This window comes from Nocardioides marinquilinus, assembly GCF_039543705.1.
Classification (GTDB): domain Bacteria; phylum Actinomycetota; class Actinomycetes; order Propionibacteriales; family Nocardioidaceae; genus Nocardioides; species Nocardioides marinquilinus.
In genome coordinates this window covers 178842-200649 of record NZ_BAABKG010000004.1, presented here as the reverse complement: position 1 = coordinate 200649, position 21808 = coordinate 178842, and the positions used below count along the sequence as shown (strand labels likewise).

Below are 21808 nucleotides of genomic sequence, written 5' to 3'. Positions count from 1 at the left end.
GGCCCCTCCCCCGACCGGCGGGGGTCACCACGCGCCGGTCGGGTCCTCCGGCAGCCGCGGCGCGTGACAGGTCCACCGGACGGCGTCCGGCACCGCCCCGCCGGCCAGCTCGGCCAGCACCTCGTCGACGCACGCCCGCACCCGCGCCCGCGGGTCGGGCACGCCCTCGCGCAGCACGACGGCGAGCTCGACCAGCCGCGCGCCGGCGGTCATCGACATGACGTGGCCGACCACGTCGGGATAGCGCTCGGGCAGCCGCGCGGCCACCGCGCGGGCCAGGCGCCCGTCGTCCGGTGGGCCCGGACCGTCGGCGTGCAACGCCACCATCAAGATGTTCATCTCAGCCTCCCCATCGGCGTCGTGGGCGTCTGCCTATGCTGGCCAGGCGGGCATGCCTCGTACAGCTCTCGGGAGGGGCAACAGACGGACATGGCAGGTACATCACCCGGCTTCGACCCTGCGCTGCGCGACGACCTCGCCAGCCGGTTCAGCGGGCTGGGCATCACGCCCGACTCCGTGCGCGTCTACCTCTACCTGCTCGCCTACGACGACTGGTCGCTCGAGCAGATCGCCGCCGAGCTCGGGGCCGACGAGGCCGCCGCGCGGTGCGCGCTCGACGAGCTCGTGCAGCACGGTCTGATCGTGCGGGCCGAGGGGGACGACGTCCTCCACGCCGTGCAGCCGAAGGTGGCCCTGGCGCGGCTGCTCGACCAGCAGAGCATCCGGCTGCGCGAGGCCGAGCGCGGCCTGGCCGAGGCGCGGAGGGCGGCCGAGACGCTCACCGAGATGACCGACGAGCTCACCACCCTCGACCCCAGCAGCCTCGAGGTCATCGCGGGTCGCTTCGCGGTCACCGACCGGGTCTCCGAGCTGATGCGCAGCGCCCACGACGAGGTGCTGACGATGCTGACGCGGCGTCCCGGACCGGGCGCCATCGAGCACGCGCGGTCGAACGACGCCGAGCTGCTCGGCCGCGGCGTGCCGTGCCGGGTGCTGGTGCTCGAGGGCCAGCTGCGCGGCTCGCCGCAGCTGATGCAGCACCTGCGCACGCTGCACGAGATGGGCGCCCAGGTGCGGGTGGCCGCCTACCTGCCGACCCGGCTGATCGTCGTCGACCGGTCCGCGGCCGTCGTCCCGAGCAACCTCGACGCGCCCAGCGAGGGCGCCGTCCTGGTGACGCACGAGGTGCTCGTCTCGCTGCTCGTGCACGTCTTCGAGACCATCTGGGACTCCAGCCGCCTGCTCGTCACCACCACCGCCGACGACGCCGAGGAGTGGACGCCGTCCGCCCTCGAGCGCGAGGTGATGCGACTGCTCGCCGAGGGCTTCAAGGACGAGTCCGTGGCCCGCAAGGTCGGCATGTCGCTGCGCTCGGTGCGCCGCCTCATCGCCCACCTCTCCCACGAGCTCGGCGCCGAGAGCCGCTTCGCGCTCGGCGTGAGGTGCGCCGAGCGGGGGTGGGCCTACGACTCCAGCGTGCCGGCGGGCGGCCGCATCACCGCCGAGCGCCTCGAGGACTGAGCCCCGGTGACGGCCTTCCGCACTCCGCAGGTCGTCCTGTTCAGCCCGGACGTCGAGCGCGCCGCTGCGTTCTACGCCGCCCTGGGCTTCGCCGAGGTCTTCCGCACGCCGGCCGACGGACCGCCGATCCACGTCGACGTCGAGCTGGGCGGCTACCGCCTGGGCCTCGCCTCCGAGCGCTCGACCCGCGACGACCACGGGCTCGAGCCGGTCGTCGCGGGGCAGCGGGCCGCCGTCGTCCTGTGGTGCGACGACGTCGAGGCGGCCTACCGGCGGCTGCAGGACGCCGGCGCCCGGCCGGTGTACCCGCCCGCGCCGTGGCTCGGCCGGCTGCGCATCGCCTGGGTCGAGGACCCCGACGGGCACCTCGTGCAGGCGGTCCAGCACCTAGCCGACGGCTGACCCGACCCGCCGCGACGCCGTCCACCACGCCGCGCCCGCGACCGCCAGCCCGACCGCCGTGAGCTGGCCCGCGCCGATCACCGCGAACATCCCGACGTGCCAGGGGTCGGTGTCGAGGTGGCGCACGGCGCCCACCAGCCCGCCCACGACGGCCAGGCCGACGAGGGCGGACGACGTCCACTCCGGCAGCAGGCGCGGGGCCGGCTCGTGCGGACGACGTCCACGCAGCGTCAGCCACACCACCACGCCCAGCACGGTCAGCCCGACGACGCCCGAGCCGTACTGCGCCCAGCGGTGGCCGGCCATGCCGGCGTGCTCGGCGACCAGCCAGTCGACGCTGCGGGTGCCCCAGCGGTTGCGGTGGGTGAAGGCGTCCCACACGACGTGGGTGGCGGCGCCGAGGGCGAGGCCGAGGGGCGCCAGCGCCCACGCGGTCGGGCTCAGCCGGTGCTGCGGGTCGACCCGGGCGCGCACCCACTGCGGCGACACGTCGAGCAGCGCGCCGCGCAGGCACGTCGTCCAGGCGAGCAGGAGGGCCAGGCCGACGAGCACGTCGACGGTGACGACGCCGAGCGGGTCGTGCGTGACGCGGTAGCCCGCCTGCCACCGCAGGAACAGCGGCAGGTCGGGCGCCATCGACCCGACGACCATCGCCGCGAGCGGCAGCGGCGTCCATCGCAGCAGCAGCACCGCCGCCGGGTGGGCGAAGGTCACGGGCACTGGTGCAGGGTAGGCGGGTGAGCCACGCCGACCCCTTCTCCCCCGACGGCCGCAGCAACCGGGAGCGCATGCTCGCCGGCGACCAGTACATCGCCGACGACCCCGAGCTGGCCGAGTGGAGCCACCAGGCCTTCGACCTCACCGCCGCCTACAACGCCACGACCTCGCGGCAGGGTCCGCTGCGCCGGGTGCTGCTCGAGCAGCTGCTCGGCTCCGTGGGCGAGGACGTCGCCATCCGGCCGCCGCTGCAGGTCGACTACGGCCGGCACCTGACCGTCGGCGCCCGCACGTTCGCCAACGTGGGGCTCGTCGTCCTGGACGTCGCCCCCGTGACGATCGGTGAAGACGTCCAGATCGGCCCGAACGTGCAGCTGCTCACCGCCACCCACCCCGTCGCGCCCGGCCCGCGCCGCGACAAGTGGGAGTCCGCGCTGCCGATCACCATCGGCGACAACGTCTGGCTCGGCGGCGGCGTCATCGTCTGCCCCGGCGTCACCATCGGCGCCGACACCGTCGTCGGCGCCGGCGCCGTCGTCACCAAGGACCTCCCCGCCGGCGTCGTCGCCGTCGGCAACCCCGCCCGCGTCGTCCGCCCGGTCGACTGAGCGCCGGCGCACCCTGACGATGGTCGAGGTGCGAGGAGCTCCAGCGACGAGCCTCGAGACCCCCGGACGACGACGCGGACCCGCCCCACGGACCGTGAGCCTGTCGAAGGGCGCGCCGCCCGCGCGCAGGCGCTCGGCCTGCTCGACCACCGGTGGTCGAGCAGCGAGGAACGAGCGTCGTCGAAACCACCGGCCCTCCGGGTCCAGCGCCACCACACGGACCCTGAGCTTGTCGAAGGGCCCTCTACGGGAACGTCGGCGTTGACCGTGCGGGGTGTCGACGACGGCCTCGCGCAGACGCTCGGCCTGCTCGACCACCGGCGGTCTCCGGTGGTTGAGCAGCGAGGAACGAGCGTCGTCGAAACCACCGGCCCTCCGCGGGGAGGTTCGCGTGTGGGTGCCCTTCGACAAGCTCAGGGTCCGTGCGGGTGCGTTCGCGTCGACCATGCGCGGTCTCGAGGCTGGGCCGTGGCCGGCCTCGCACCTCGACCACTGTGAGGCCGACTCCGGTGGTTGAGCAGCGAGGAACGAGCGTCGTCGACACCACCGGCCCTCCACGCGAACCTTCGCCCGGCGGTGGGTGCCCTTCGACGAGCTCAGGGCCCGTGGGCCGAGCCTGCGGCGCCGGCTGACGCTCAGGCCGCCGGCAGCGCGACGACGGCGCGGGTGCCGCCGCCGGGGCGGGGGCCGAGGGTCAACCGCCCGCCGAGCTCGGCCTCGACCAGGGTGCGCACGATCGAGAGGCCGAGGTTGGTCGAGCCGTCGAGGCTGAACCCGTCGGGCAGGCCGCGGCCGTCGTCGTCGACCACGACCCGCCGGCCGCCGTCGTCCGCGCGCTCGACGCTGACCTCGATGCGGCCGGACGCCGTGGGGTCGGCGTCGTCGTAGCCGTGCTCGACGGCGTTCTGCACCAGCTCGGTGAGCACGATCGCCAGCGCGTTGGCGCCCTCCGACGGCAGGACGCCGAACGAGCCGCGCCGCTCGACCCGCACCCGCCCGGCGAGCGCGCCGACCTCGGTGACCATCGCGCCGAGCCGGTCGGCGACCTCGTCGAAGGCCACCGTCTCCTCCACGGCCTGGCTGAGCGTCTCGTGCACGATCGCGATCGAGCCGATGCGCCGCACCGCCTCCTCCAGCGCCGCCTTGGCGACCCCGTCGTCGACCCGCCGCGCCTGCAGCCGCAGCAGCGCCGCCACCGTCTGCAGGTTGTTCTTCACCCGGTGGTGGATCTCGCGGATGGTCGCGTCCTTGGTCACCAGCTCGCGGTCGCGGCGGCGCAGGTCGGTGACGTCGCGCACCAGGATCAGCCCCCCGATGTGCTCGCCCCCCGGCCGCAGCGGGATCGAGCGCACGATGAGCGAGACGGCGTCCGGTCCGCCGCCGGTGGCGATCTCGACGTCGCGGTGGGCCCGCCCGCCGAGCACGGCCGAGAGCGTCTCCTCGTCGGGACGCCGCCGCGACGACACCAGCTCGCGCACCACCTCGGCCGGCGCGAGCCCGGCGAGGTCGCCCGAGAGCCCCAGCCGCCGGAACACCGACTGCGCGTTGGGGCTGGCGTAGGCCACCCGGCCGGCGGCGTCGACGCGCAGGAAGCCGTCACCCACCCGCGGCGAGTCGGCGTGGTCGCTGCGCTGCCCGGTCGAGGGGAAGTGCCCGGTGGCGATCATCTGCGTCAGGTCGGCCGCGGTCTGCAGGTACGACAGCTCGAGCCGGGACGGCGTCCGCACCCCCAGCAGGTTGGTGTGGCGCCCGATGACGCCGATCACCGAGCCGTCGCGCACCACCGGGATCGACTCCACCCGCACCGGCACGTCGTCGCGCCACTCGGGGTCGCCCTCGCGCACGGTGCGGGCCTGGTCGTGCGCGGCGTCGACGAGCGGACGCCGTCCGCGGGCCAGGAACGTGCCCACCACGTCGTCGACGTAGGCGGTGGGGCCGGTGGTCGGGCGCATCTGCGCGGCGGCCCAGAAGCCGGTGCCCTCGCGGTCGGGCAGCCACAGCACGAGGTCGGCGAAGGACAGGTCGGCGATGATCTGCCAGTCGGCCTGCAGCAGCTGCAGCCACGCGACGTCGTCGGGCGTGAGGGCGGTGTGCGTGCGCACGACCTCGGTGAACGACGGCACCCGCCGAGGATAGGGGCCGCCCCGCGGACGGCGGCTGGCCCTGGGGGCGCCGGGCTTGGCAGGATGCGCACCGTGTCTCGGGTGAACTGGAAGCAGGTCTGCGACGACGACTTCCGGGTCCCCGCGGGTCCATCGCTGGCCGAGCTCACCGAAGAGCTCACCGTCATGCTCGGCGACACCGATCCCGAGCGCCGCGACGCGCTCGCCTACCCCACGCTGGCCACCTGGGTCGAGCGTGGCGTGTACGACGACCTGCTGCCCGCGCTCGGTGACGGCATGGCGGCCGGGCTGCGCGCCGGCATCGGCGAGGAGGGCACCGACAGCGTCTTCCGCCGCTCGTTCTCGGCGCTGGTGCTGGCCGAGTGCATCACCCGCGACAACGGCCGCCCGCTGGTGCTCGGCGGCAAGGTGCTGCAGTGGGGCGACGCCATCGCCACCTGGCTGCTGCGCGAGCAGGACGTGCGCGGCTACGTGCCCGGCAAGGGCTGGGCGCACGCCGTCGCCCACGGCGCCGACGCCCTGGGCGCCCTCGCCGCCTCGCCCCACCTCGCCAAGCCCGAGCTCACCGTCGTCCTGGACGTCGTCGCCGACCGCCTGCTGATGCCCCTCGGGTCGCCGTTCGCCCACGGCGAGCCCGACCGCCTGGTCGGCACCACGATGGCCGTGCTGCGCCGGGGCTCGGTGCCGATGACGGTGCTCGAGCCGTGGGTCAACCGCATCGCCGCCGGCGCCTCGCCGTTCTCGCGGGCCGAGGACAGCGACCCCTTCGTCCCCACCGCCGGCGCCCAGGCCTTCCTGCGCTCGCTCTACCTGCGACTCGCCCTCGGCGGCCGCCCGCCGACGGTGCGCGCCGACCTGATGCTGGTGCTGGTCGGCCTGCTGCGCGAGACCAACCCCGCGCTGCGCCACCCGTAGGCCCGCCGGGACGTCGTCCGCGCGCGTTCACGTGCCCGGCCGGTGGTCTCGAGGCTCGTCGCCAGGTCTCCTCGCACCTCGACCGTCGTCAGGGTCCGGCCCTGACGGTGGTCGAGGTGCGAGGCCGGCCACGGCCGAGCCTCGAGACCCCTCGCCGTCCACGCGAACGTCCCCGCAGACGACCGACCCCCGGTGGTCGAGCAGGCCGAGCGTCTGCGCGAGGCCGTCGTCGAGACCCCGCACCGTCAAGGCCGACCTGACCCCACGGACCCTGAGCTTGTCGAAGGGCACTCCCGCGCGAACGTTCGCGAAGAGGGCCGGCGGTCTCGAGGCTCGTCGCCAGGGCTCCTCGCACCTCGACCATCGTCAGAAGCCGGGCCCCACGATGGTCGAGGTGCGAGGCCGGCCACGGCCGAGCCTCGAGACCCCTCGCCGTCCACGCGCAGGTTCCTGCTCACCCCCTACTCGGCGGTAGCGACGACCGCCGGGTGGATAGCCTGCCGGGCATGACCGACCTCACCGGGCACGCGGGCGAGCACGCCGTCGCGGCCGCCCAGGCCCACGGCGTCGAGACGATGTTCACGCTCTCCGGCGCCCACGTGTTCCCGATGTACGACGGCGCGGTCAAGGCCGACCCGCCGATGCGGCTGCTCGACGTGCGGCACGAGCAGACGGCCGCCTTCGCCGCCGAGGCCACCGGCAAGCTGACCCGCGTGCCGGGCCTCGCGGTGCTCACCGCCGGCCCCGGCGTCACCAACGGCGTCAGCGCCATCGCGCAGGCCCAGTTCGCCGGTTCGCCGATGGTCGTCGTCGGCGGCCGCGCCCCGCAGAACCGCTGGGGCAGCGGCAGCCTGCAAGAGCTCGACCAGCCGCCGATCCTCGCCTCGGTCTCCAAGCACGCCGCCACCCTGGCCACCGCCGCCGAGGTCGCCGGCGGCATGGACGAGGCCTTCCGGCTCGCCGGCTCCTCCCACCGCGGCCCGGTGTTCGTCGACGTCCCGATGGACGAGTTCTTCAACTCCGCCACCTCCGACGCACCCACCGGCCACCGCGCCGAGCCGATCGAGCCCGACGGGGACGCCGTGGCGAAGGTCGCGCGGCTGCTCGCCGAGGCCTCGCGTCCGCTGCTGGTGCTCGGCACCGACGTGTGGGCCGACGGCGCCGAGGTCGCCGCGCTGCGCCTGGTCGAGCAGGTCGGCCTGCCCGCCCTCACCAACGGCATGGGCCGCGGCGTCATCCCCGGCGGCCACCGGCTGCTGGTCACCAAGGCGCGCAGCAAGGCGCTCAAGGAGGCCGACCTGGTCGTCGTGGTCGGCACGCCGCTCGACTTCCGCCTCGGCTACGGCGTCTTCGGCGACCCCGAGGCGCCGGCGCGCGTCGTCCACGTGGCCGACTCCCCCGGCCAGGTCTCGCGCCACGCCGACCTGGCGGCCTCGGTCGCCGGCGACCTCACCCAGGTCTTCGACGGCCTGCAGGCCGCCCTCGAGCGCGGCCGCAAGCCCGACTGGGGCACCTGGACCAGCGACCTGCAGGACGCCGTCGCCGCCGGCGTCGAGCGCGACCGGGCGCTGCTCACCGCTGAGGCCGACCCGATCCACCCCGCCCGCATCTACGGCGAGCTCGTGCCGCGCCTGGCCGAGGACGCCGTCGTGATCGGCGACGGCGGCGACTTCGTCAGCTTCGCCGGCAAGTACGTCGAGCCGAAGCGCCCCGGCGGCTGGCTCGACCCCGGCCCCTACGGCTGCCTCGGCGCCGGCCTCGGCGCCGCCATCGCCGCCCGGCTCGCGCGGCCGTCGTCCCAGGTGTGCCTGCTGCTCGGCGACGGCGCCGCGGGCTTCTCCCTCATGGACGTCGACACCCTGGTGCGGCACGACCTGCCGGTGGTCATGGTGATGGGCAACAACTCCGCGTGGGCGCTCGAGAAGGGCCCGATGCAGATGCTCTACGGCTACGACGTCGTGGCCGACCTCGCCCAGCAGACGCGCTACGACGAGGTCGTCAAGGCCCTCGGCGGCGCCGGCGAGACCGTCACCGACCCCAAGCAGATCGGCCCGGCCATCGACCGCGCCTTCGAGGCGAACGTGCCCTACCTGGTCAACGTGATCACCGACGTCGAGGCCGCCTACCCGCGGGCCACGTTCGGGATCTGAGTCGTGCGGCTGCGCCGGCTTGAGGACGCCGACCACGACGCCGTCCGGCGGATCCTGCTCGCCGCCTACGCCGACCACCTCGCCGTCGAGGCCGACTACCGCAGCGAGCTGACCGACGTCGCCCGCCGCGACCGCGAGGCCGAGGTGTGGGTCGCCGAGGACGACGACGGCGCGGTCGTCGGCACGGTGACCGTCTGCCCGCCCGACTCGCCGTGGCGCGAGATCGCGCGCCAGGGCGAGGGTGAGTTCCGGATGCTGGCCGTCGACCCCGCCCGGCAGGGCGAGGGCCTCGGCCGCGCCCTGACCCGCCTGGTGGTCGACGAGCTCGACCGGCGCGGCGACCGTGCGGTGGTGCTGTCGAGCACCGACACCATGCACACCGCCCACCGCCTCTACGAGAGCCTCGGGTTCGTGCGCGAGCCCGAGCGCGACTGGAAGCCGAACCCCGAGGTCTCGCTCCTCGCCTACCGCAAGGACCTGTGATGCCCGAGACGCCCGACCCGGCCGCCACGCTCCGCTTCACCGTCGGCGACGACGACACCGCCGCCGCGGTCGGCTCCGGCTCGCTGCCGGTGCTCGGCACGCCGCGGGTGCTGGCCTGGTTCGAGGCCGCCACCTGTGCCGCGATCGACCCCACGCTGGACGACGGCGCCACCTCGGTCGGTACCCGCGTCACGCTCGAGCACAGCGCCGCCTCGCCGGTCGGGCAGGAGGTCGAGGTGACGGCGTCCCTGGCCTACGTCGACGGCCGGCTGCACCGCTTCACCGTCGCCGCCCGTCACGTGGACGACGGCACGCCCGGCAAGGTCGTCGCCACCGGCGAGGTGACCCGCGTCGTCGTCGACGCCGAGCGGTTCCTGGCCCGGATTGGTCCGAGGCCGTCCGACCTGGGATGATCGAGGGTCTGACGTCGACGCGACCAGGAGGTCACCATGGGCAAGACCGGCCGCAAGCGCCGCGCGCGCCGCAAGAAGAAGGCGAACCACGGCAAGCGCCCCAACGCCTGATCAGTCCGCACTGATCCACGAGCCCCGGTCGATCCGACCGGGGCTCGTTGCTGTTCGTGGGGCTGTGGCCCTTCGACGAGCTCAGGGTCCGTGGCTTGGGTCGGCCTCGAAGGGCCCGTGGTCTCGAGGCCCGTCGCCAGGGCCCCTCGCACCTCGACCATCGTGATCGACGATGGTCGAGGTGCGAGGCCGGCCACGGCCGAGCCTCGAGACCCAGCGACCTCCGGGGCGGGCTCAGCGCTCGGTGATGCGGACCTGCACCTCGCGGATGCGCAGCCGCACGCGGTCGCGCAGGTCGGCGGGGGCGGTCTCGGCGCACGACCGCGCCACGACCATCTTCACGGTGCGCTGGAGGTCGTACTTCTCCAGGCACGGGTTGCACGAGTCGAGGTGCTGGCGCACGGCCACGCAGTCGGCCTGGTCGAGCTCGTTGTCGAGGAAGTAGACCATGCTCTGCAGCACGTCGGCGCACTCGTCGTCGCTGGGCGTCGCCCCGGTCTCGGCGGCCATCAGGCGTCCTTCCCGGCCGGGCCGACCGTGGCGGCCGGCAGCAGGTCGTGGGCCCGCACGTAGTCGGCGAGCATGTCGCGCAGCTGGCGGCGTCCGCGGTGCAGACGTGACATCACGGTGCCGATCGGCGTGTCCATGATCTCGGCGATCTCCTTGTAGGCGAACCCCTCGACGTCGGCGAGGTAGACCGCCAGGCGGAACTCCTCGGGCAGCCGCTGCAGCGCGTCCTTCACCTCCGAGTCGGGCAGGTGCTCGAGCGCCTCGGTCTCGGCCGACTTCAGGCCGGACGACGAGTGGGCCTCGGCCCGCGCGAGCTGCCAGTCCTCGACGTCGCCGCTGTCACCGATGGTCGACTGCTGCGGCTGGCGCTGCTTCTTGCGGTAGTTGTTGATGAAGGTGTTGGTGAGGATCCGGTACAGCCAGGCCTTGAGGTTCGTGCCGGGCTTGAACTGGTGGAAGGCCGAGAACGCCTTCGCGAAGGTCTCCTGCACCAGGTCCTCGGCGTCGGAGGGGTTGCGGGTCATCCGCATCGCCGCGCCGTAGAGCTGGTCGAGGTAGGGCAGGGCGTCGCGCTCGAAGCGCAGCGAGCGCTCGGCCTCGGACTCGGTCGCGGGGTCGACGGGCTCGATCGGCTCGAGGGGGTCGACCGCACTGTCGGGAAGCTGTGTCATCGGCGCCCAGCCTACGTCGACCGGGGTCGTCACCGGTCGCTCCAACGTTGCCATCACGCTCTCCAGAACGCCCTACAGACGGCGCACATTCCCCACGACCTCCCGCACGACCCACTCGAGGGTCGACTGCACGAGCACGTCGAGGGCGTCGTCCTGGCTCACCTCGGCGCGCTTGGGCACCCGGAAGGAGTGGTCGGCCGCCGGGACGACGACCACCTCGACGTCGTCGGGGAACTCCTGCGGGGTGCCCATGGTGTCGCGCTCGCCCTGCACGACGAGGGTGCGCACGCGGGCGCCGCGCAGCTCGGGCAGCCGTGACTTCTCCGGCCGGCCCGGCGGGTGCAGCGGGAACGCCAGGGCGAGACAGCCGACGGCGCCGAGCCGCTTGGCGGTGCGGGCGGCCGAGCGGGCGCCCGCCGAGCGCCCGCCCACCACCAGCGGCGAGCGGGTGCGCAGCCGGCTGGCCCCCGCCGTGAGTCCCTCGTCGAGGACGGCCGGCGCCGGCGCGACCTTGCGGCCCGCCCGCACCCACGGCTGCTCGAAGCGGGTGACGGTGATGTCGTGGCGCGGCAGGTTCTCGGCCAGCGCCAGCAGGTCGGGGGTGTCGATGCCCGCGCCGGCGCCGTGGCCCAGCAGCAGCGTCGCCACCGGGCTGCGGGCACGGTGCGTCACCAGCCGCCCCTCGCCGTGGGGCGTGGCGACCATCAGCTCGGACGGCGTCACGCGGCCGCCCCCTCGCGGGCGCTCACCGGGCGTGCTCCGCCGCGTCGGGCGGGACGTCGTCCAGCGGCAGCGGCGTGATGAGCTCGGGGCCGTTGTTGCGCACGTTGCCCACGGCCGTCGAGACCGGGAACGCCTCGAGCCGGCCGGGCGCGGCCGGGGTCAGCAGGTCGACGTCGCCCCCGGTGCCCGGGTCGAGCCAGGCGTCCCACCGCTCGCGCTCGACCATGAGCGGCATGCGGTCGTGGATGGCGCCCACGTCGTCCTCGGCGGCGGTGGTGATGACGGTGCAGGTCCAGCGGAAGCGGTGCGGGTCGTCGTCGTCGCGGGTGGGGTCGCGCCAGATCTCGTAGAGCCCGGCCATGGCCAGCACGCCGTGGTCGCGCGGGCGGATGAAGAACGGCTGCTTCCTCGGCTTGCCGGCCGAGGTCAGCTGCTCGGTCGGGTACCACTCGAAGTAGCCGTCGGCCGGCAGCAGGCACCGCCGCGTCGCGAACGCCTTCCGGAACGCCGGCTTCTCGGCCACCGTCTCCATGCGCGCGTTGATCATCCGGCTGCCGATCGAGGGGTCCTTGGCCCACGACGGCACCAGCCCCCAGGTGAGGGTGCGCAGCTGCCGCTGCGGCGGCTCCTCCGAGTGCCTGGACGGCGGCCGCTCGACCACCGCGTAGACCGCCTTGGTCGGCGCCACGTTGTAGTCGGGCGGCAGCGCCTCGGCGACGTGGCTCTCGGCGACCGCGAACTCCTCGACGAGGTCGTCCGGACGCCGGCTCGAGGCGTACCTGCCGCACATGCCCCTCACCCTAGGCAATCGCGACGCGAGCCGCTGCCGACGGCGCGGAGGCATCGCATAGGTTGACGCCATGAGCCTGAGCCGCCTGGTCGCCCGTCCCCTGCTCGCCGCCGGTGTCGTCTACGGCGCCGTCAACGCCCTGCGCGAGACCGACGTGGTCGCCCGCAAGGCCCAGCGCGTCACCGACCGCGTCGTCCCGGCGGCCCAGCGCGCCGGCATCCCGCTGCCCGACGACGCCGCCACGCTGGTGCGGCTCAACGCCGGCGTGCAGCTGCTCGGCGGCCTGGCGATCGCCACGGGCAAGGCCCCGCGCCTCGGCGCCACCGCCGTCGCGGCCTCGCTGGTGCCGACGACCGTCGCGGCCTACCCGTTCTGGTCGGCGCGCACCCCGGAGCAGAAGCACTCCCACCAGACCAACTTCTTCCGCAACCTCTCGATCATCGGCGGCGCGATCATCGCCGCCGGCGACACCGACGGCAAGCCGGGTCTCGGCTGGCGCGCCCGCCGCGCCGCCAAGGACGCCCGCCGCGAGGCCCGCCACCTGGCCACCAGCGCCAAGCGCGAGGCGCGCCTGGCCAAGGCCAAGGTCTCCTGACCTCCCCCGCCCTCGGATGACGACCCGGTGAGCACCGACGCCGCCACCGAGCACTGGCCCGCGCCGCGCGCGCGGGTGCCCGTCGAGGCCACCGTCTCGCTGCCCGGCAGCAAGTCGCTGGCCAACCGCGCGCTGCTGCTGGCCGCGATCGCCGACGGGCCCTCGGTCGTGCGACGCGCCCTGCGCTCGCGCGACACCCTCCTCATGGCCTCGGCCCTCACCTCGCTCGGCTCGCACGTCGACACCGGCGGCGATGACTGGACCGTCACCCCCGCGCCGTTCACCGCCGACGCCGACGTCGACTGCGGCCTCGCCGGCACGGTGATGCGGTTCGTGCCGCCCATCGCCGGGCTGTCCAGCGGCACCGTCGGCTTCGACGGCGACCCGCACATGCGCAGCCGCCCCATCGGCGAGGTGCTCACCGCCCTGCAGACGCTCGGCGTCCAGGTCGACGACGGCGGCCGCGGCGCGCTGCCGTTCGCCGTCCGGGGCACGGGCTCGGTGCCGGGCGGCACCGTGGTCATCGACGCCTCGGCGTCCTCGCAGTTCGTCTCGGCGCTGCTGCTGGCCGGCGCCCGGTTCGAGCGCGGCGTCGACGTGCGCCACGACGGCAAGCCGGTGCCCTCGCTGCCCCACATCGAGATGACCGTCTCGGTGCTGCGCGACCACGGCGTCGAGGTCGACGACTCCGAGGCCAACCGGTGGGCCGTCGCGCCCGGGCCGGTGCGGGCCGTCGACCGCCTCATCGAGCCCGACCTGTCGAACGCCGCCCCGTTCCTGGCGCTCGCCGCCGTCAGCGGCGGCACCGTCACCGTGCGCGACTGGCCGCGCCGCACCACCCAGCCCGGCGACGAGCTGCGCGACATCCTGCAGCGCTTCGGGTGCGAGGTCGCGCTCGACGACGACGGCCTCACGGTCACCGGGCCCGACGGCGGCCGGTTGCAGGGCGTCGACCTCGACCTGCACGACGTCGGCGAGCTGACCCCCGCCATCGCGGCGCTCTGCGCCCTGGCCGAGGGCCCCTCGCACCTGCGCGGCGTCGCGCACATCCGCGGCCACGAGACCGACCGGCTCGCGGCGCTCGCCACCGAGCTCGCCGCTCTCGGCGCCGACGTCGTCGAGCGGCCCGACGGTCTCGACCTGCGTCCCGCCCCCCTGCACGGCGGCGTGTGGCGCACCTACGCCGACCACCGCATGGCGCACGCCGGCACCATCATCGGCGCCGCCGTCGACGGCGTCCTCGTCGAGGACGTCGCCACCACCGCCAAGACCTTCCCCGACTTCGCCCGGTTCTGGTCCGGGTTGTTCTGAGGTCGACGGCGGTGTCGGGGCGCTACTACGAGGAGGACGTCGAGCACTACGACCGACCCCGGCGACGCACCCGCCCGCGCACCAAGGAGCGCCCCACCTACGACGACGCCGTCGACGGCGTCGTGGTCACCGTCGACCGTGGCCGGTTCACGCTGCGCGTGGACGACGTCACGGTGCTGGCCGTCAAGGCCCGGCCGCTGGGGCGCAAGGGCGTCGTGGTCGGCGACCGGGTGCGGGTGGTCGGCGACACCTCCGGCGACGAGGGCGCCCTGGCCCGCATCGTCGAGGTCGTCGAGCGCACCACCACGCTGCGCCGCACGGCCGACGACGACGACCCCGTCGAACGCGTCATCGTCTCCAACGCCGACCAGCTCGTCGTCGTCACCGCGCTGGCCGACCCCGACCCGCAGCCGCGCCTGATCGACCGCGCCCTCGTCGCGGCCTTCGCCGCCGGCATGGACCCACTGCTGTGCCTCACCAAGGCCGACCTGCGCCCGCCCGACGAGCTGCTCGAGACCTACCGCTCCCTCGGCGTCCCGTGGGTCGTCACCGAGCGGGGCGGCGACCTCGCCGAGGTGCGCGAGCGCCTCACCGGGCGCACCAGCGTGCTCGTCGGCTCCAGCGGCGTCGGCAAGTCGACGCTGGTCAACGCCCTCGTGCCCGACGCCCACCGCGAGGTGGGCCGCGTCAACACCGTCACCGGCCGCGGCCGCCACACCTCCACCTCGGCCTACCTGCTCGACCTCCCCGGCGGCGGCGCCATCATCGACACCCCCGGCATCCGCTCGTTCGGCCTCGCGCACGTGCAGCCGGAGCAGCTGATCGAGGCCTTCCCCGACCTCGACGAGCTCACCGAGGAGTGCCCGCGGGGCTGCACCCACGGCGAGGAGGAGCCCGAGTGCGGTCTCGACGACGCGCTCGACGCCGGCACCGCCGACCCCGACCGCGTCGCCTCGTTCCGCCGACTCCTTGCCGCCCGCAGCGGCACCGCCTACTGAGCGCTCGCTTCCTCGCCGACGGCCGGGGCGTCATACGCCCCGGTTGCCCCCACGGCCACCGCGTATGACGCCCGACCCGGGTGCCGGGGCGTCATACGTCCCGGCTGCTAGTGGCGCCAGCGCGTATGACGCCCCGCGACCCGGGCTCGCGCGAGTCGAGGCGCCTCAGCCCTGGACGCCGTCCCAGGCGAGCTTGGCGCCGGCGTCGCCGGTGAGCACGCAGTAGACGGCGGTGAGGACGGCGAGCGCGCCGACGCCCGCGCTGAGCCCGATGCGGACCGGGCCGGTGCGGGTGTGCAGCCAGGCCGCGGCGAACGTGACGAGCGCGAAGACGGTGACCGAGATGCGCAGCACGCCGGCGCGCGACTCGTGGGTCTCGAGCAGGTCGGCGCGCTCGGGCAGCGTGGCCGGGTCGTAGCTGGCGGGGTTGGCCTCCTCCACCGACTCGCCCGAGAAGTAGGCGACCCAGATCGAGACGAGCGCGACCGCGGCCAGGCCCACGAGCGGCCAGCGCAGCCAGTCGCGGAACGTCGGGACCGCGGCGTAGAGCACCCCGGCGATGGCAGCGAGCGGGGTGAACACCACCGCGGCGTGCACCACGAGGGCGTGCAGCGGGAGGCCGTTGATCTCCATAGGTGAACGTTAAACGAGATCGATGAGAATAGGGTGAGGGCGTGCCGGCCGACTACACCGACGACCTGCGCCTCGCGCACGTGCTGGCCGACGACGCCGACTCGTTGACGACGACCCGCTTCAAGGCGCTCGACCTGCACGTGATGAGCAAGCCCGACCTCACCCCGGTCACCGACGCCGACCGCGACGTCGAGGAGGGCATCCGGCGCACGCTGTCGCGGGTGCGCTCGCGCGACGCGGTCACCGGCGAGGAGCACGGCTCGACCGGCCACTCCCCCCGTCGCTGGATCGTCGACCCGATCGACGGCACCAAGAACTTCGTGCGCGGCGTCCCGGTGTGGGCCACGCTCATCTCGCTCGTGGTCGACGACGAGGTGGTGCTCGGGGTGGTCTCGGCGCCGCTGCTGCAGCGGCGCTGGTGGGCCTCGCAGGGCAACGGCGCCTACACCGGCCGCTCGCTGCTCAAGGCCTCGCGCATGCAGGTCTCCGACGTGCGCCGCCTCGACGACGCCTCGTTCGGCTACTCCTCGCTCACCGGCTGGGAGGACCGCGGCCGCCTCGAGGACCTGATGCGGCTGATGCGGCGCTGCTGGCGCACCCGCGCCTACGGCGACTTCTGGTCCTACATGCTGCTGGCCGAGGGCGCGCTCGACATCGTGGCCGAGCCCGAGCTCGAGGTCTACGACATGGCCGCGCTCGACGTGATCGTCCGCGAGGCCGGCGGCCGGTTCACCTCCCTCGACGGCACCGACGGACCGTGGGGCGGCAACGCCGTCGCCACCAACGGCCACCTGCACGACGCCGCCCTGTCGTTCCTCGGCGGGCCCGGCGACCACGACGGCGCCCCCGACGCCGACTGGCCCGCCAGCGGGCCCGGCACGGTCAGCGAGCTGCGCCGCCGTCCGGCCCCCACCGACGACTGACCCTGCGACTGACCCTGGCCGCGGGGCCTCCCGGCCGCTAGCGTCCGGCCATGCGCATCGGTGAGATCCTCGCCGCCAAGGGCGAGCACGAGACCGTCACGATCACCGCCGACGCCGGCGTCCGCGACCTGATCGCGCGGCTGGCCGAGCACAACATCGGCGCCCTGGTGGTGAGCAGCGACGGCCGCCGCGTCGACGGCATCGTCAGCGAGCGGGACGTCGTGCGCCACCTGCACCACGACGGCACGGTCATCAACAACACCGTGGCCGCGATCATGACGTCCGACGTGCAGACCTGCGGCCCCGACGACGACCTCGACGAGGTCATGGCCACCATGACCGCCCGCCGGTTCCGCCACGTGCCGGTCGTGGTCGACGGCGCCCTCGCCGGCATCGTCTCGATCGGCGACGTCGTCAAGCACAAGATCAGCCGGCTGCAGTTCGAGCGCGACCAGCTCGACTCCTACGTGCACGGCCAGTGAGAACGCTGACCCGTCGCTTATAAGCGACGGGTCAGCGTGAGGGTTCAGCGTTCGGGGACGAAGACCCGCTGCGACTGCTTGCCGGAGGCGCCGAGGGCGCCCTGGTCGTCGCCGTCGAGGGTGACGGTGAGGCCGCCGTCGGTCGAGCTGATGCGCACGGGCGGGACGACGTCGAGCGCGGCGGTCTGCATGAAGGCCAGCTCCTCGTCGAAGACGACGCGCTGGCGGCCGTCGCGCACGATCACGCGGGCGCCGCCGGTGGCGGTGGTGAAGGAGACCTTCACGGTCTCGGCGTCGTTGCCGGCCAGGCGGGCGCTGGGGCCGCTGGGCGAGCCGTTGAGCACGGGGGTCTGCGAGAGCGGCACGGGTCCGTCCATCACCAGCCGCGCGATCGACCACACCAGGACGGCGGCCATCACCGTCGCGACGAGCACCGACCAGTTGAGCCGGCCGCGGGTGCCGCGGATCGGGGCGCCGGCGCCGGTGGCCAGCTCGGCCTCGAAGACGCGCCGCGGGTCGATCGGGGCGTCGGCGTAGCGCTCGTCGTAGTCGGCGAGCAGCGGCTCGGCCTCGACGCCGAGCACGCGGGCCAGCGTGCGCAGGTGGCCGCGGGCGTAGAAGTCGCCGCCGCACGGCGCGAAGTCGTCGACCTCGATCGCCTCGATGACGTGGGGCCGGATGCGGGTGCGCTCGGAGAGCTGGTCGACGCTCAGGCCGATGCGGGCGCGGGCGGCGGCCAGCTGCGCGCCGACGACCGGCAGCGTGGTGACGGCGGTCTGGTCGCGCGCCACGACGGTGGTCCGGTCGGCGTCGTCAGCAGCGTCGGCACGGTCGGCGGGGGCCATCGGCGTCGGCGCGGCCGGCGGCTCGGCACGCTGCCGCTCCAGCACGACCTCGCGGCGGCGTCCGCGCGCGAGCAGGCGGCCGGGCGCGGGCGTCCCGTCGTCCGGCGCGGGGTCGGTGGGCCCATCGACAGGCTCAGGGTCCGTGGTCGGCCCATCGACGAGCTCAGGGTCCGTGGTCGGCCCTTCGACGAGCTGAGGGTCCGTGGTCGGGTGGGGCGTGTCGACCAGGCGCTCGACGACGGCGGTGCGGCCGTCGCTGAGGTCGTCGAGGGCGCCGGTGAGCTCGTGCCAGTCGCAGCCGATCAGCCGCGTGGAGAGCGAGAGCCGGACGGCGAGCGCCCGGTCGTCGGTGGTGACGACGCGCAGCTCGCCGTCGGCGAGCAGCGAGCGGCGCGGACGGTGCTCGACGCGGGCCACCTCGGGCCACGCCACGCCCTGCCAGTCACGGCCGCGCCGCACCCGCACGCCGTGACGGTCGAGCACCATCAGCGGCGCCCGGGCGTCGACGAAGGCGGCGAGGTGCAGCGCGCCGACCAGGCCGGTCACGACGAACAGGGCCCAGTCGACCGCGTCGGAGGAGCCGACGGCGCGCAGCAGGTAGGCCACGGCCACGGCGGCCGCGAGGCCGCCCACGACCGCGGCGATCGGGCCGTCGCGGCGCACCTCGACGGCGTCGTCGGGCACCGTCGCGAGGTCGGCGTCGAGCTCGGGCTCGGTCACGGAGTCGGTCACGGAGTCGGTCACGGAACGAGTCGAGTCGGTCACTGCTCCCCCTGGATGGTCATGATCACGGCGTCCACCTCGTCGGGCTTGACGAGCACGTCACGCGCCTTGGAGCCCTCGCTGGGCCCCACCACGCCACGGCTCTCGAGGATGTCCATCAGCCGGCCCGCCTTGGCGAAGCCGACGCGCAGCTTGCGCTGCAGCATCGAGGTCGACCCGAACTGGGTCGAGACGACGAGCTCGATGGCCTGCACCACGAGGTCGAGGTCGTCGCCGATGTCGTCGTCGAGCACCTTGTCGCTCTTGGCGGGCGCGGTGACGTCCTCGCGGTAGGTCGGCTCGAGCTGGCCCTTGCAGTGGCGCACCACCTGCGCGATCTCGGCCTCGGTGACCCACGAGCCCTGCACGCGCACGGGCTTGGAGGCGCCCATCGGCAGGAACAGGCCGTCACCCTGGCCGACCAGCTTCTCGGCGCCGGGCTGGTCGAGGATGACGCGGCTGTCGGCCAGGGACGACGTCGCGAACGCCAGCCGCGACGGCACGTTGGCCTTGATCAGGCCGGTGACGACGTCGACCGAGGGCCGCTGCGTGGCCAGCACCAGGTGGATGCCGGCCGCGCGGGCGAGCTGGGTGATGCGGACGACGGCGTCCTCGACGTCGCGCGGGGCGACCATCATCAGGTCGGCCAGCTCGTCGACGATCACCAGCAGGTAGGGGTAGGGCGTCAGCACCCGCTCGGAGCCCGCCGGCACCTCGACCTTGCCGGCGCGCACGGCCCGGTTGAAGTCGTCGATGTGGCGGAAGCCGAAGTTGGCGAGGTCGTCGTAGCGCAGGTCCATCTCGCGCACGACCCACGCCAGCGCCTCGGCGGCCTTCTTCGGGTTGGTGATGATCGGGGTGATCAGGTGCGGCACGCCCTCGTAGGCGTTCAGCTCGACCCGCTTGGGGTCGACCATGATCATCCGCACCTCGTCGGGCGTGGCCCGCATCAGCACCGAGGTGATCATCGAGTTGATGAAGCTCGACTTGCCGGATCCCGTGGCGCCGGCGACGAGCAGGTGCGGCATCTTCGCCAGGTTGGCCACGATGAAGCCGCCCTCGACGTCCTTGCCGAGCCCGGCCACCATCGGGTGGTGGTCGCCGCGGGCGTTGCCCGAGCGGAGCACGTCGCCGAGGCTGACGATCTCCTTGTCGAGGTTGGGGATCTCGATGCCGATCGCCGACTTGCCCGGGATCGGGCTCAGGATGCGCACGTCGGCCGAGGCCACCGCGTAGGCGATGTTCTTCGACAGCGCCGTGACCTTCTCGACCTTGACCGCCGGGCCGAGCTCGACCTCGTAGCGGGTGACGGTCGGGCCGCGGGTGTAGCCGGTGACCTGCGCGTCGATGGAGAACTGCTCGAGCACGGTGGTCAGGCGGTCGACGATCTCGTCGCTGGCCTTCGAGCGGGCCTTGTGCGGCGAGCCCGGCTTGAGCACCTCGTTGGCCGGCAGCGAGTAGACGACGTCGCCGGAGAGGGCCAGCTGCTCCATGCGTGGCTCGATCGGGGTGTGCGGCGGCGGCTCGAGGGGCTCGGGCTCGGCGGGCGGCTGCGCCGCGACGGGCAGCGGCACGGGGGGCGCGGTGACCTGGGTCGCCTCGGGGTCGTCGACGGCGAGCGCGACGTCGAGCGGGTCGGGCCCGGTCGCGACGCCGTCGAGCTCGCCGGTGGCCTCGTCGTCCACGACGAGCTTGCGGCGCTTGCGGCGGGGCTTGGGCTCCTCGACGAGCGGGGTGTCGTAGGCCGGGTCGCCGAGCGGCTCGAGGGGCCCGGTGTCGGCGTCCACGTCGTGCTCGAGGTCGTCGTGGTGGCCGCGGCCGAGCGCGAGGTCGCGCAGCGCCGCGAGCCGCTCGGGCACGCGGTACAGCGGCGTCGCGGTGACGACGAGCAGGCCGAAGACCGAGACGAGCAGCAGCAGCGGGACGACGACCGCCGCCGACTGCAGCAGGTCGAGCAGCAGCGAGGAGACGACGTAGCCGATGGCCCCGCCGCCGTCGCGCAGCGGCGTGGTGTCGCCGTCGACCGGCTGCGGGTTGCCCGCCGCGACGTGCACGATGCCGAGCACGCCGAGGCCGAGCGCCGTCCAGCCGATGACCTGGCGACCCACGGGGCCCTGGCGCTCGGGGTCGCGCATCGTGCGCCACCCGGCCCAGACCAGGGCGATCGGCACCAGCTTGCCCACGGTGCCGACGACGCCGACGACGGCCGCGCGGCAGGCGTCCATGACCGCGCCGGGCACGGAGAACCACACGGCGGCGGCGGAGACGACCGCGGCGCCGAGCAGCAGCAGCGCGGCGCCGTCGCGGCGGTGCGCGGGGTCGAGCTCGCGGGCCGAGCTGCCGAGGCGGCGGGCGCCGGCCCCGACGACGTGCGCGAGGCCGAGCCAGGCCGCGACCAGGCCGCGCAGCACCGCGGTGAAGAAGCGGGCGACCGGTCCGGGCCCGGTGCGCACCGCACGCGGCGGCACCCGGCCCGTCGAGACGGCCCGCGGCGTGCGGGTGCTGGTCTTCTTGGCCGGCGTCCGCTTGGCGGGTGCCTTCGCGGACGTGCCCTTCCTGGTCGTGCCGGAGCTGCTGCTGGAGGTGGACTTCCGCGTGCTCCGGGTTCGGGATGAGGAGCCTCCGGCCGACCCGCCGCGCGTGCTGCCGCGACTGGTGGTGGACGTGCTCCTGCTCCGCGACCCCGGCGGGGAAGACGTACGGGTCGCCATGCCACCAAACCTAGGTGGTCGTCACACCAGCCTCAGGGATCACAGGACGCGTGTCGAGGCCGGACGACCGGCGTCCGCCCGGGTCGGCCCACCGGACGCGCGCACGCGCATCCCGGGCTCACCCGGCCGGGCACCGGCCCGAGCGCCGGTGCGAGTGCCGGTGCGAGTGCCGCCGACGGCCGTGGGCGGGCCCGCCCGGCCTCGTGTTCCTGCGTCCGTGCGGATGCACCGTGTCGTTTGTTGCCGGGGCGCAACAGCCGAGGACGGTCTGTCACGCGCGGGTGACTAGAGGACGGAATCCTCCTTTTTGACCACCTCGCACTAGACCGTTCGGTCGGTGGTTCATAAGGTGCACGGTGGCCGGCCCCGATCTGAGTGGGCCGCCACTCACTCACTCGGAGGCACAATCTC

General features: G+C 74.3%; 23 protein-coding genes. 13 read left to right on the top strand and 10 right to left on the bottom strand.

All coding sequences use genetic code 11. The features are described 5' to 3' along the window. Positions 1-24: 24 nt before the first annotated feature. Entirely contained in the window at positions 25-339 is a 315-nt protein-coding gene (locus tag ABEA04_RS16375; RefSeq protein ID WP_345460947.1) for a hypothetical protein, read from the bottom strand. 90 nt (positions 340-429) lie between these two features. Between ABEA04_RS16375 and ABEA04_RS16370 the strand changes: the two genes are divergently transcribed. Then, positions 430-1521: a TrmB family transcriptional regulator sugar-binding domain-containing protein gene (locus ABEA04_RS16370; RefSeq protein WP_345460944.1), complete on the top strand. Its 1092-nt coding sequence runs from the start codon at positions 430-432 to the stop codon at positions 1519-1521. Between the two features lie 6 nt (positions 1522-1527). Then, on the top strand, positions 1528-1923 hold the full coding sequence (locus ABEA04_RS16365; protein ID WP_345460941.1) for a VOC family protein: 396 nt from the start codon (positions 1528-1530) through the stop codon (positions 1921-1923). On the opposite strand, the gene ABEA04_RS16360 is transcribed toward ABEA04_RS16365, so the two are convergent. Beyond that, positions 1909-2643 (bottom strand): DUF4184 family protein, encoded by a 735-nt coding sequence (locus tag ABEA04_RS16360; protein ID WP_345460938.1) that lies wholly within the window; start codon positions 2641-2643, stop codon positions 1909-1911. The two genes, ABEA04_RS16365 and ABEA04_RS16360, sit on opposite strands and share 15 nt — an antisense overlap. 17 nt (positions 2644-2660) lie before the next feature. On the opposite strand from ABEA04_RS16360, the gene ABEA04_RS16355 reads away from it, so the two are divergent. Beyond that, a complete protein-coding gene (locus ABEA04_RS16355; RefSeq protein WP_345460935.1) occupies positions 2661-3248 on the top strand; it encodes a sugar O-acetyltransferase in 588 nt (195 codons plus the stop codon). A 635-nt stretch (positions 3249-3883) separates the two neighbouring features. Here ABEA04_RS16355 and ABEA04_RS16350 read toward each other — a convergent pair. Next, the gene (locus ABEA04_RS16350; protein ID WP_345460932.1) at positions 3884-5371 is read right to left on the bottom strand and encodes a histidine kinase N-terminal domain-containing protein; all 1488 of its coding nucleotides are present in this window, start codon (positions 5369-5371) and stop codon (positions 3884-3886) included. Between the two features lie 81 nt (positions 5372-5452). Between ABEA04_RS16350 and ABEA04_RS16345 the strand changes: the two genes are divergently transcribed. From ABEA04_RS16345 to ABEA04_RS23025, 5 genes are all read left to right on the top strand, one after another. Further along, positions 5453-6286 carry a DUF2785 domain-containing protein gene (locus tag ABEA04_RS16345; protein ID WP_345460929.1) on the top strand — a complete coding sequence of 278 codons (834 nt, stop codon included), beginning with the start codon at positions 5453-5455 and terminating at the stop codon, positions 6284-6286. A gap of 506 nt (positions 6287-6792) precedes the next feature. Beyond that, complete coding sequence (locus tag ABEA04_RS16340) at positions 6793-8436, top strand: acetolactate synthase (protein ID WP_345460926.1); 1644 nt, start codon at positions 6793-6795, stop codon at positions 8434-8436. Between the two features lie 3 nt (positions 8437-8439). Next, positions 8440-8919 carry a GNAT family N-acetyltransferase gene (locus ABEA04_RS16335; protein ID WP_345460923.1) on the top strand — a complete coding sequence of 160 codons (480 nt, stop codon included), beginning with the start codon at positions 8440-8442 and terminating at the stop codon, positions 8917-8919. Next, complete coding sequence (locus ABEA04_RS16330) at positions 8919-9332, top strand: thioesterase family protein (RefSeq protein ID WP_345460920.1); 414 nt, start codon at positions 8919-8921, stop codon at positions 9330-9332. The genes ABEA04_RS16335 and ABEA04_RS16330 overlap by 1 nt, the downstream gene beginning before the upstream one ends. A gap of 36 nt (positions 9333-9368) precedes the next feature. Then, positions 9369-9443 carry a 50S ribosomal protein bL37 gene (locus ABEA04_RS23025; RefSeq protein ID WP_425577050.1) on the top strand — a complete coding sequence of 25 codons (75 nt, stop codon included), beginning with the start codon at positions 9369-9371 and terminating at the stop codon, positions 9441-9443. Positions 9444-9677: 234 nt separating this feature from the next. Here the strand turns inward: ABEA04_RS23025 and rsrA are convergent, their stop codons facing one another. From rsrA to ABEA04_RS16310, 4 genes are all read right to left on the bottom strand, one after another. After that, the gene (gene rsrA, locus ABEA04_RS16325; RefSeq protein WP_345460917.1) at positions 9678-9953 is read right to left on the bottom strand and encodes a mycothiol system anti-sigma-R factor; all 276 of its coding nucleotides are present in this window, start codon (positions 9951-9953) and stop codon (positions 9678-9680) included. Further along, positions 9953-10624 carry a sigma-70 family RNA polymerase sigma factor gene (locus tag ABEA04_RS16320; protein WP_345460914.1) on the bottom strand — a complete coding sequence of 224 codons (672 nt, stop codon included), beginning with the start codon at positions 10622-10624 and terminating at the stop codon, positions 9953-9955. Before ABEA04_RS16320 ends, rsrA begins: the two co-directional genes overlap by 1 nt. Positions 10625-10696: 72 nt before the next feature. After that, the gene (locus tag ABEA04_RS16315; protein WP_345460911.1) at positions 10697-11347 is read right to left on the bottom strand and encodes an alpha/beta hydrolase family protein; all 651 of its coding nucleotides are present in this window, start codon (positions 11345-11347) and stop codon (positions 10697-10699) included. Between the two features lie 22 nt (positions 11348-11369). Next, entirely contained in the window at positions 11370-12137 is a 768-nt protein-coding gene (locus ABEA04_RS16310) for an SOS response-associated peptidase (RefSeq protein WP_345460908.1), read from the bottom strand. A gap of 70 nt (positions 12138-12207) precedes the next feature. On the opposite strand from ABEA04_RS16310, the gene ABEA04_RS16305 reads away from it, so the two are divergent. Genes ABEA04_RS16305 through rsgA form a run of 3 tightly spaced genes read left to right on the top strand, consistent with a single transcriptional unit; the run spans position 12208 to position 15041 of the window. Continuing rightward, positions 12208-12732: a DoxX family protein gene (locus ABEA04_RS16305; RefSeq protein WP_345460905.1), complete on the top strand. Its 525-nt coding sequence runs from the start codon at positions 12208-12210 to the stop codon at positions 12730-12732. Between the two features lie 27 nt (positions 12733-12759). After that, positions 12760-14043: a 3-phosphoshikimate 1-carboxyvinyltransferase gene (gene aroA / locus ABEA04_RS16300; RefSeq protein ID WP_345460902.1), complete on the top strand. Its 1284-nt coding sequence runs from the start codon at positions 12760-12762 to the stop codon at positions 14041-14043. Positions 14044-14054: 11 nt separating this feature from the next. After that, positions 14055-15041 (top strand): ribosome small subunit-dependent GTPase A, encoded by a 987-nt coding sequence (gene rsgA / locus ABEA04_RS16295; RefSeq protein ID WP_345460900.1) that lies wholly within the window; start codon positions 14055-14057, stop codon positions 15039-15041. A gap of 165 nt (positions 15042-15206) precedes the next feature. Here rsgA and ABEA04_RS16290 read toward each other — a convergent pair whose 3' ends face one another. Next, positions 15207-15674, bottom strand: a complete 468-nt coding sequence (locus ABEA04_RS16290; protein ID WP_345460898.1) for a DUF2231 domain-containing protein — start codon at positions 15672-15674, stop codon at positions 15207-15209. A gap of 41 nt (positions 15675-15715) precedes the next feature. On the opposite strand from ABEA04_RS16290, the gene ABEA04_RS16285 reads away from it, so the two are divergent. Then, on the top strand, positions 15716-16597 hold the full coding sequence (locus tag ABEA04_RS16285; protein WP_345460895.1) for an inositol monophosphatase family protein: 882 nt from the start codon (positions 15716-15718) through the stop codon (positions 16595-16597). A 50-nt stretch (positions 16598-16647) separates the two neighbouring features. Then, on the top strand, positions 16648-17079 hold the full coding sequence (locus ABEA04_RS16280; protein WP_345460892.1) for a CBS domain-containing protein: 432 nt from the start codon (positions 16648-16650) through the stop codon (positions 17077-17079). 44 nt (positions 17080-17123) lie between these two features. On the opposite strand, the gene ABEA04_RS16275 is transcribed toward ABEA04_RS16280, so the two are convergent. Together ABEA04_RS16275 and ABEA04_RS16270 are read right to left on the bottom strand one after the other, a co-directional pair. Beyond that, the gene (locus ABEA04_RS16275; protein WP_345460889.1) at positions 17124-18668 is read right to left on the bottom strand and encodes a helix-turn-helix domain-containing protein; all 1545 of its coding nucleotides are present in this window, start codon (positions 18666-18668) and stop codon (positions 17124-17126) included. A 17-nt stretch (positions 18669-18685) separates the two neighbouring features. Then, positions 18686-21397: a DNA translocase FtsK gene (locus ABEA04_RS16270; protein WP_345460886.1), complete on the bottom strand. Its 2712-nt coding sequence runs from the start codon at positions 21395-21397 to the stop codon at positions 18686-18688. Between the last annotated feature and the right edge of the window lie 411 nt (positions 21398-21808).

Bases quoted from the DNA above. Each gene is read 5' to 3' on its own strand.
- ABEA04_RS16310 (WP_345460908.1), bottom strand. From the start codon at position 12,137: ATGTGCGGCAGGTACGCCTCGAGCCGGCGTCCGGACGACCTCGTCGAG.
- ABEA04_RS16330 (WP_345460920.1), top strand. From the start codon at position 8,919: ATGCCCGAGACGCCCGACCCGGCCGCCACGCTCCGCTTCACCGTCGGC.
- rsrA (WP_345460917.1), bottom strand. From the start codon at position 9,953: ATGGCCGCCGAGACCGGGGCGACGCCCAGCGACGACGAGTGCGCCGAC.
- ABEA04_RS16305 (WP_345460905.1), top strand. From the start codon at position 12,208: ATGAGCCTGAGCCGCCTGGTCGCCCGTCCCCTGCTCGCCGCCGGTGTC.
- ABEA04_RS16280 (WP_345460892.1), top strand. From the start codon at position 16,648: ATGCGCATCGGTGAGATCCTCGCCGCCAAGGGCGAGCACGAGACCGTC.
- ABEA04_RS16270 (WP_345460886.1), bottom strand. From the start codon at position 21,397: ATGGCGACCCGTACGTCTTCCCCGCCGGGGTCGCGGAGCAGGAGCACG.
- ABEA04_RS16370 (WP_345460944.1), top strand. From the start codon at position 430: ATGGCAGGTACATCACCCGGCTTCGACCCTGCGCTGCGCGACGACCTC.
- ABEA04_RS16290 (WP_345460898.1), bottom strand. From the start codon at position 15,674: ATGGAGATCAACGGCCTCCCGCTGCACGCCCTCGTGGTGCACGCCGCG.
- ABEA04_RS16340 (WP_345460926.1), top strand. From the start codon at position 6,793: ATGACCGACCTCACCGGGCACGCGGGCGAGCACGCCGTCGCGGCCGCC.
- ABEA04_RS16375 (WP_345460947.1), bottom strand. From the start codon at position 339: ATGAACATCTTGATGGTGGCGTTGCACGCCGACGGTCCGGGCCCACCG.
- ABEA04_RS16320 (WP_345460914.1), bottom strand. From the start codon at position 10,624: ATGACACAGCTTCCCGACAGTGCGGTCGACCCCCTCGAGCCGATCGAG.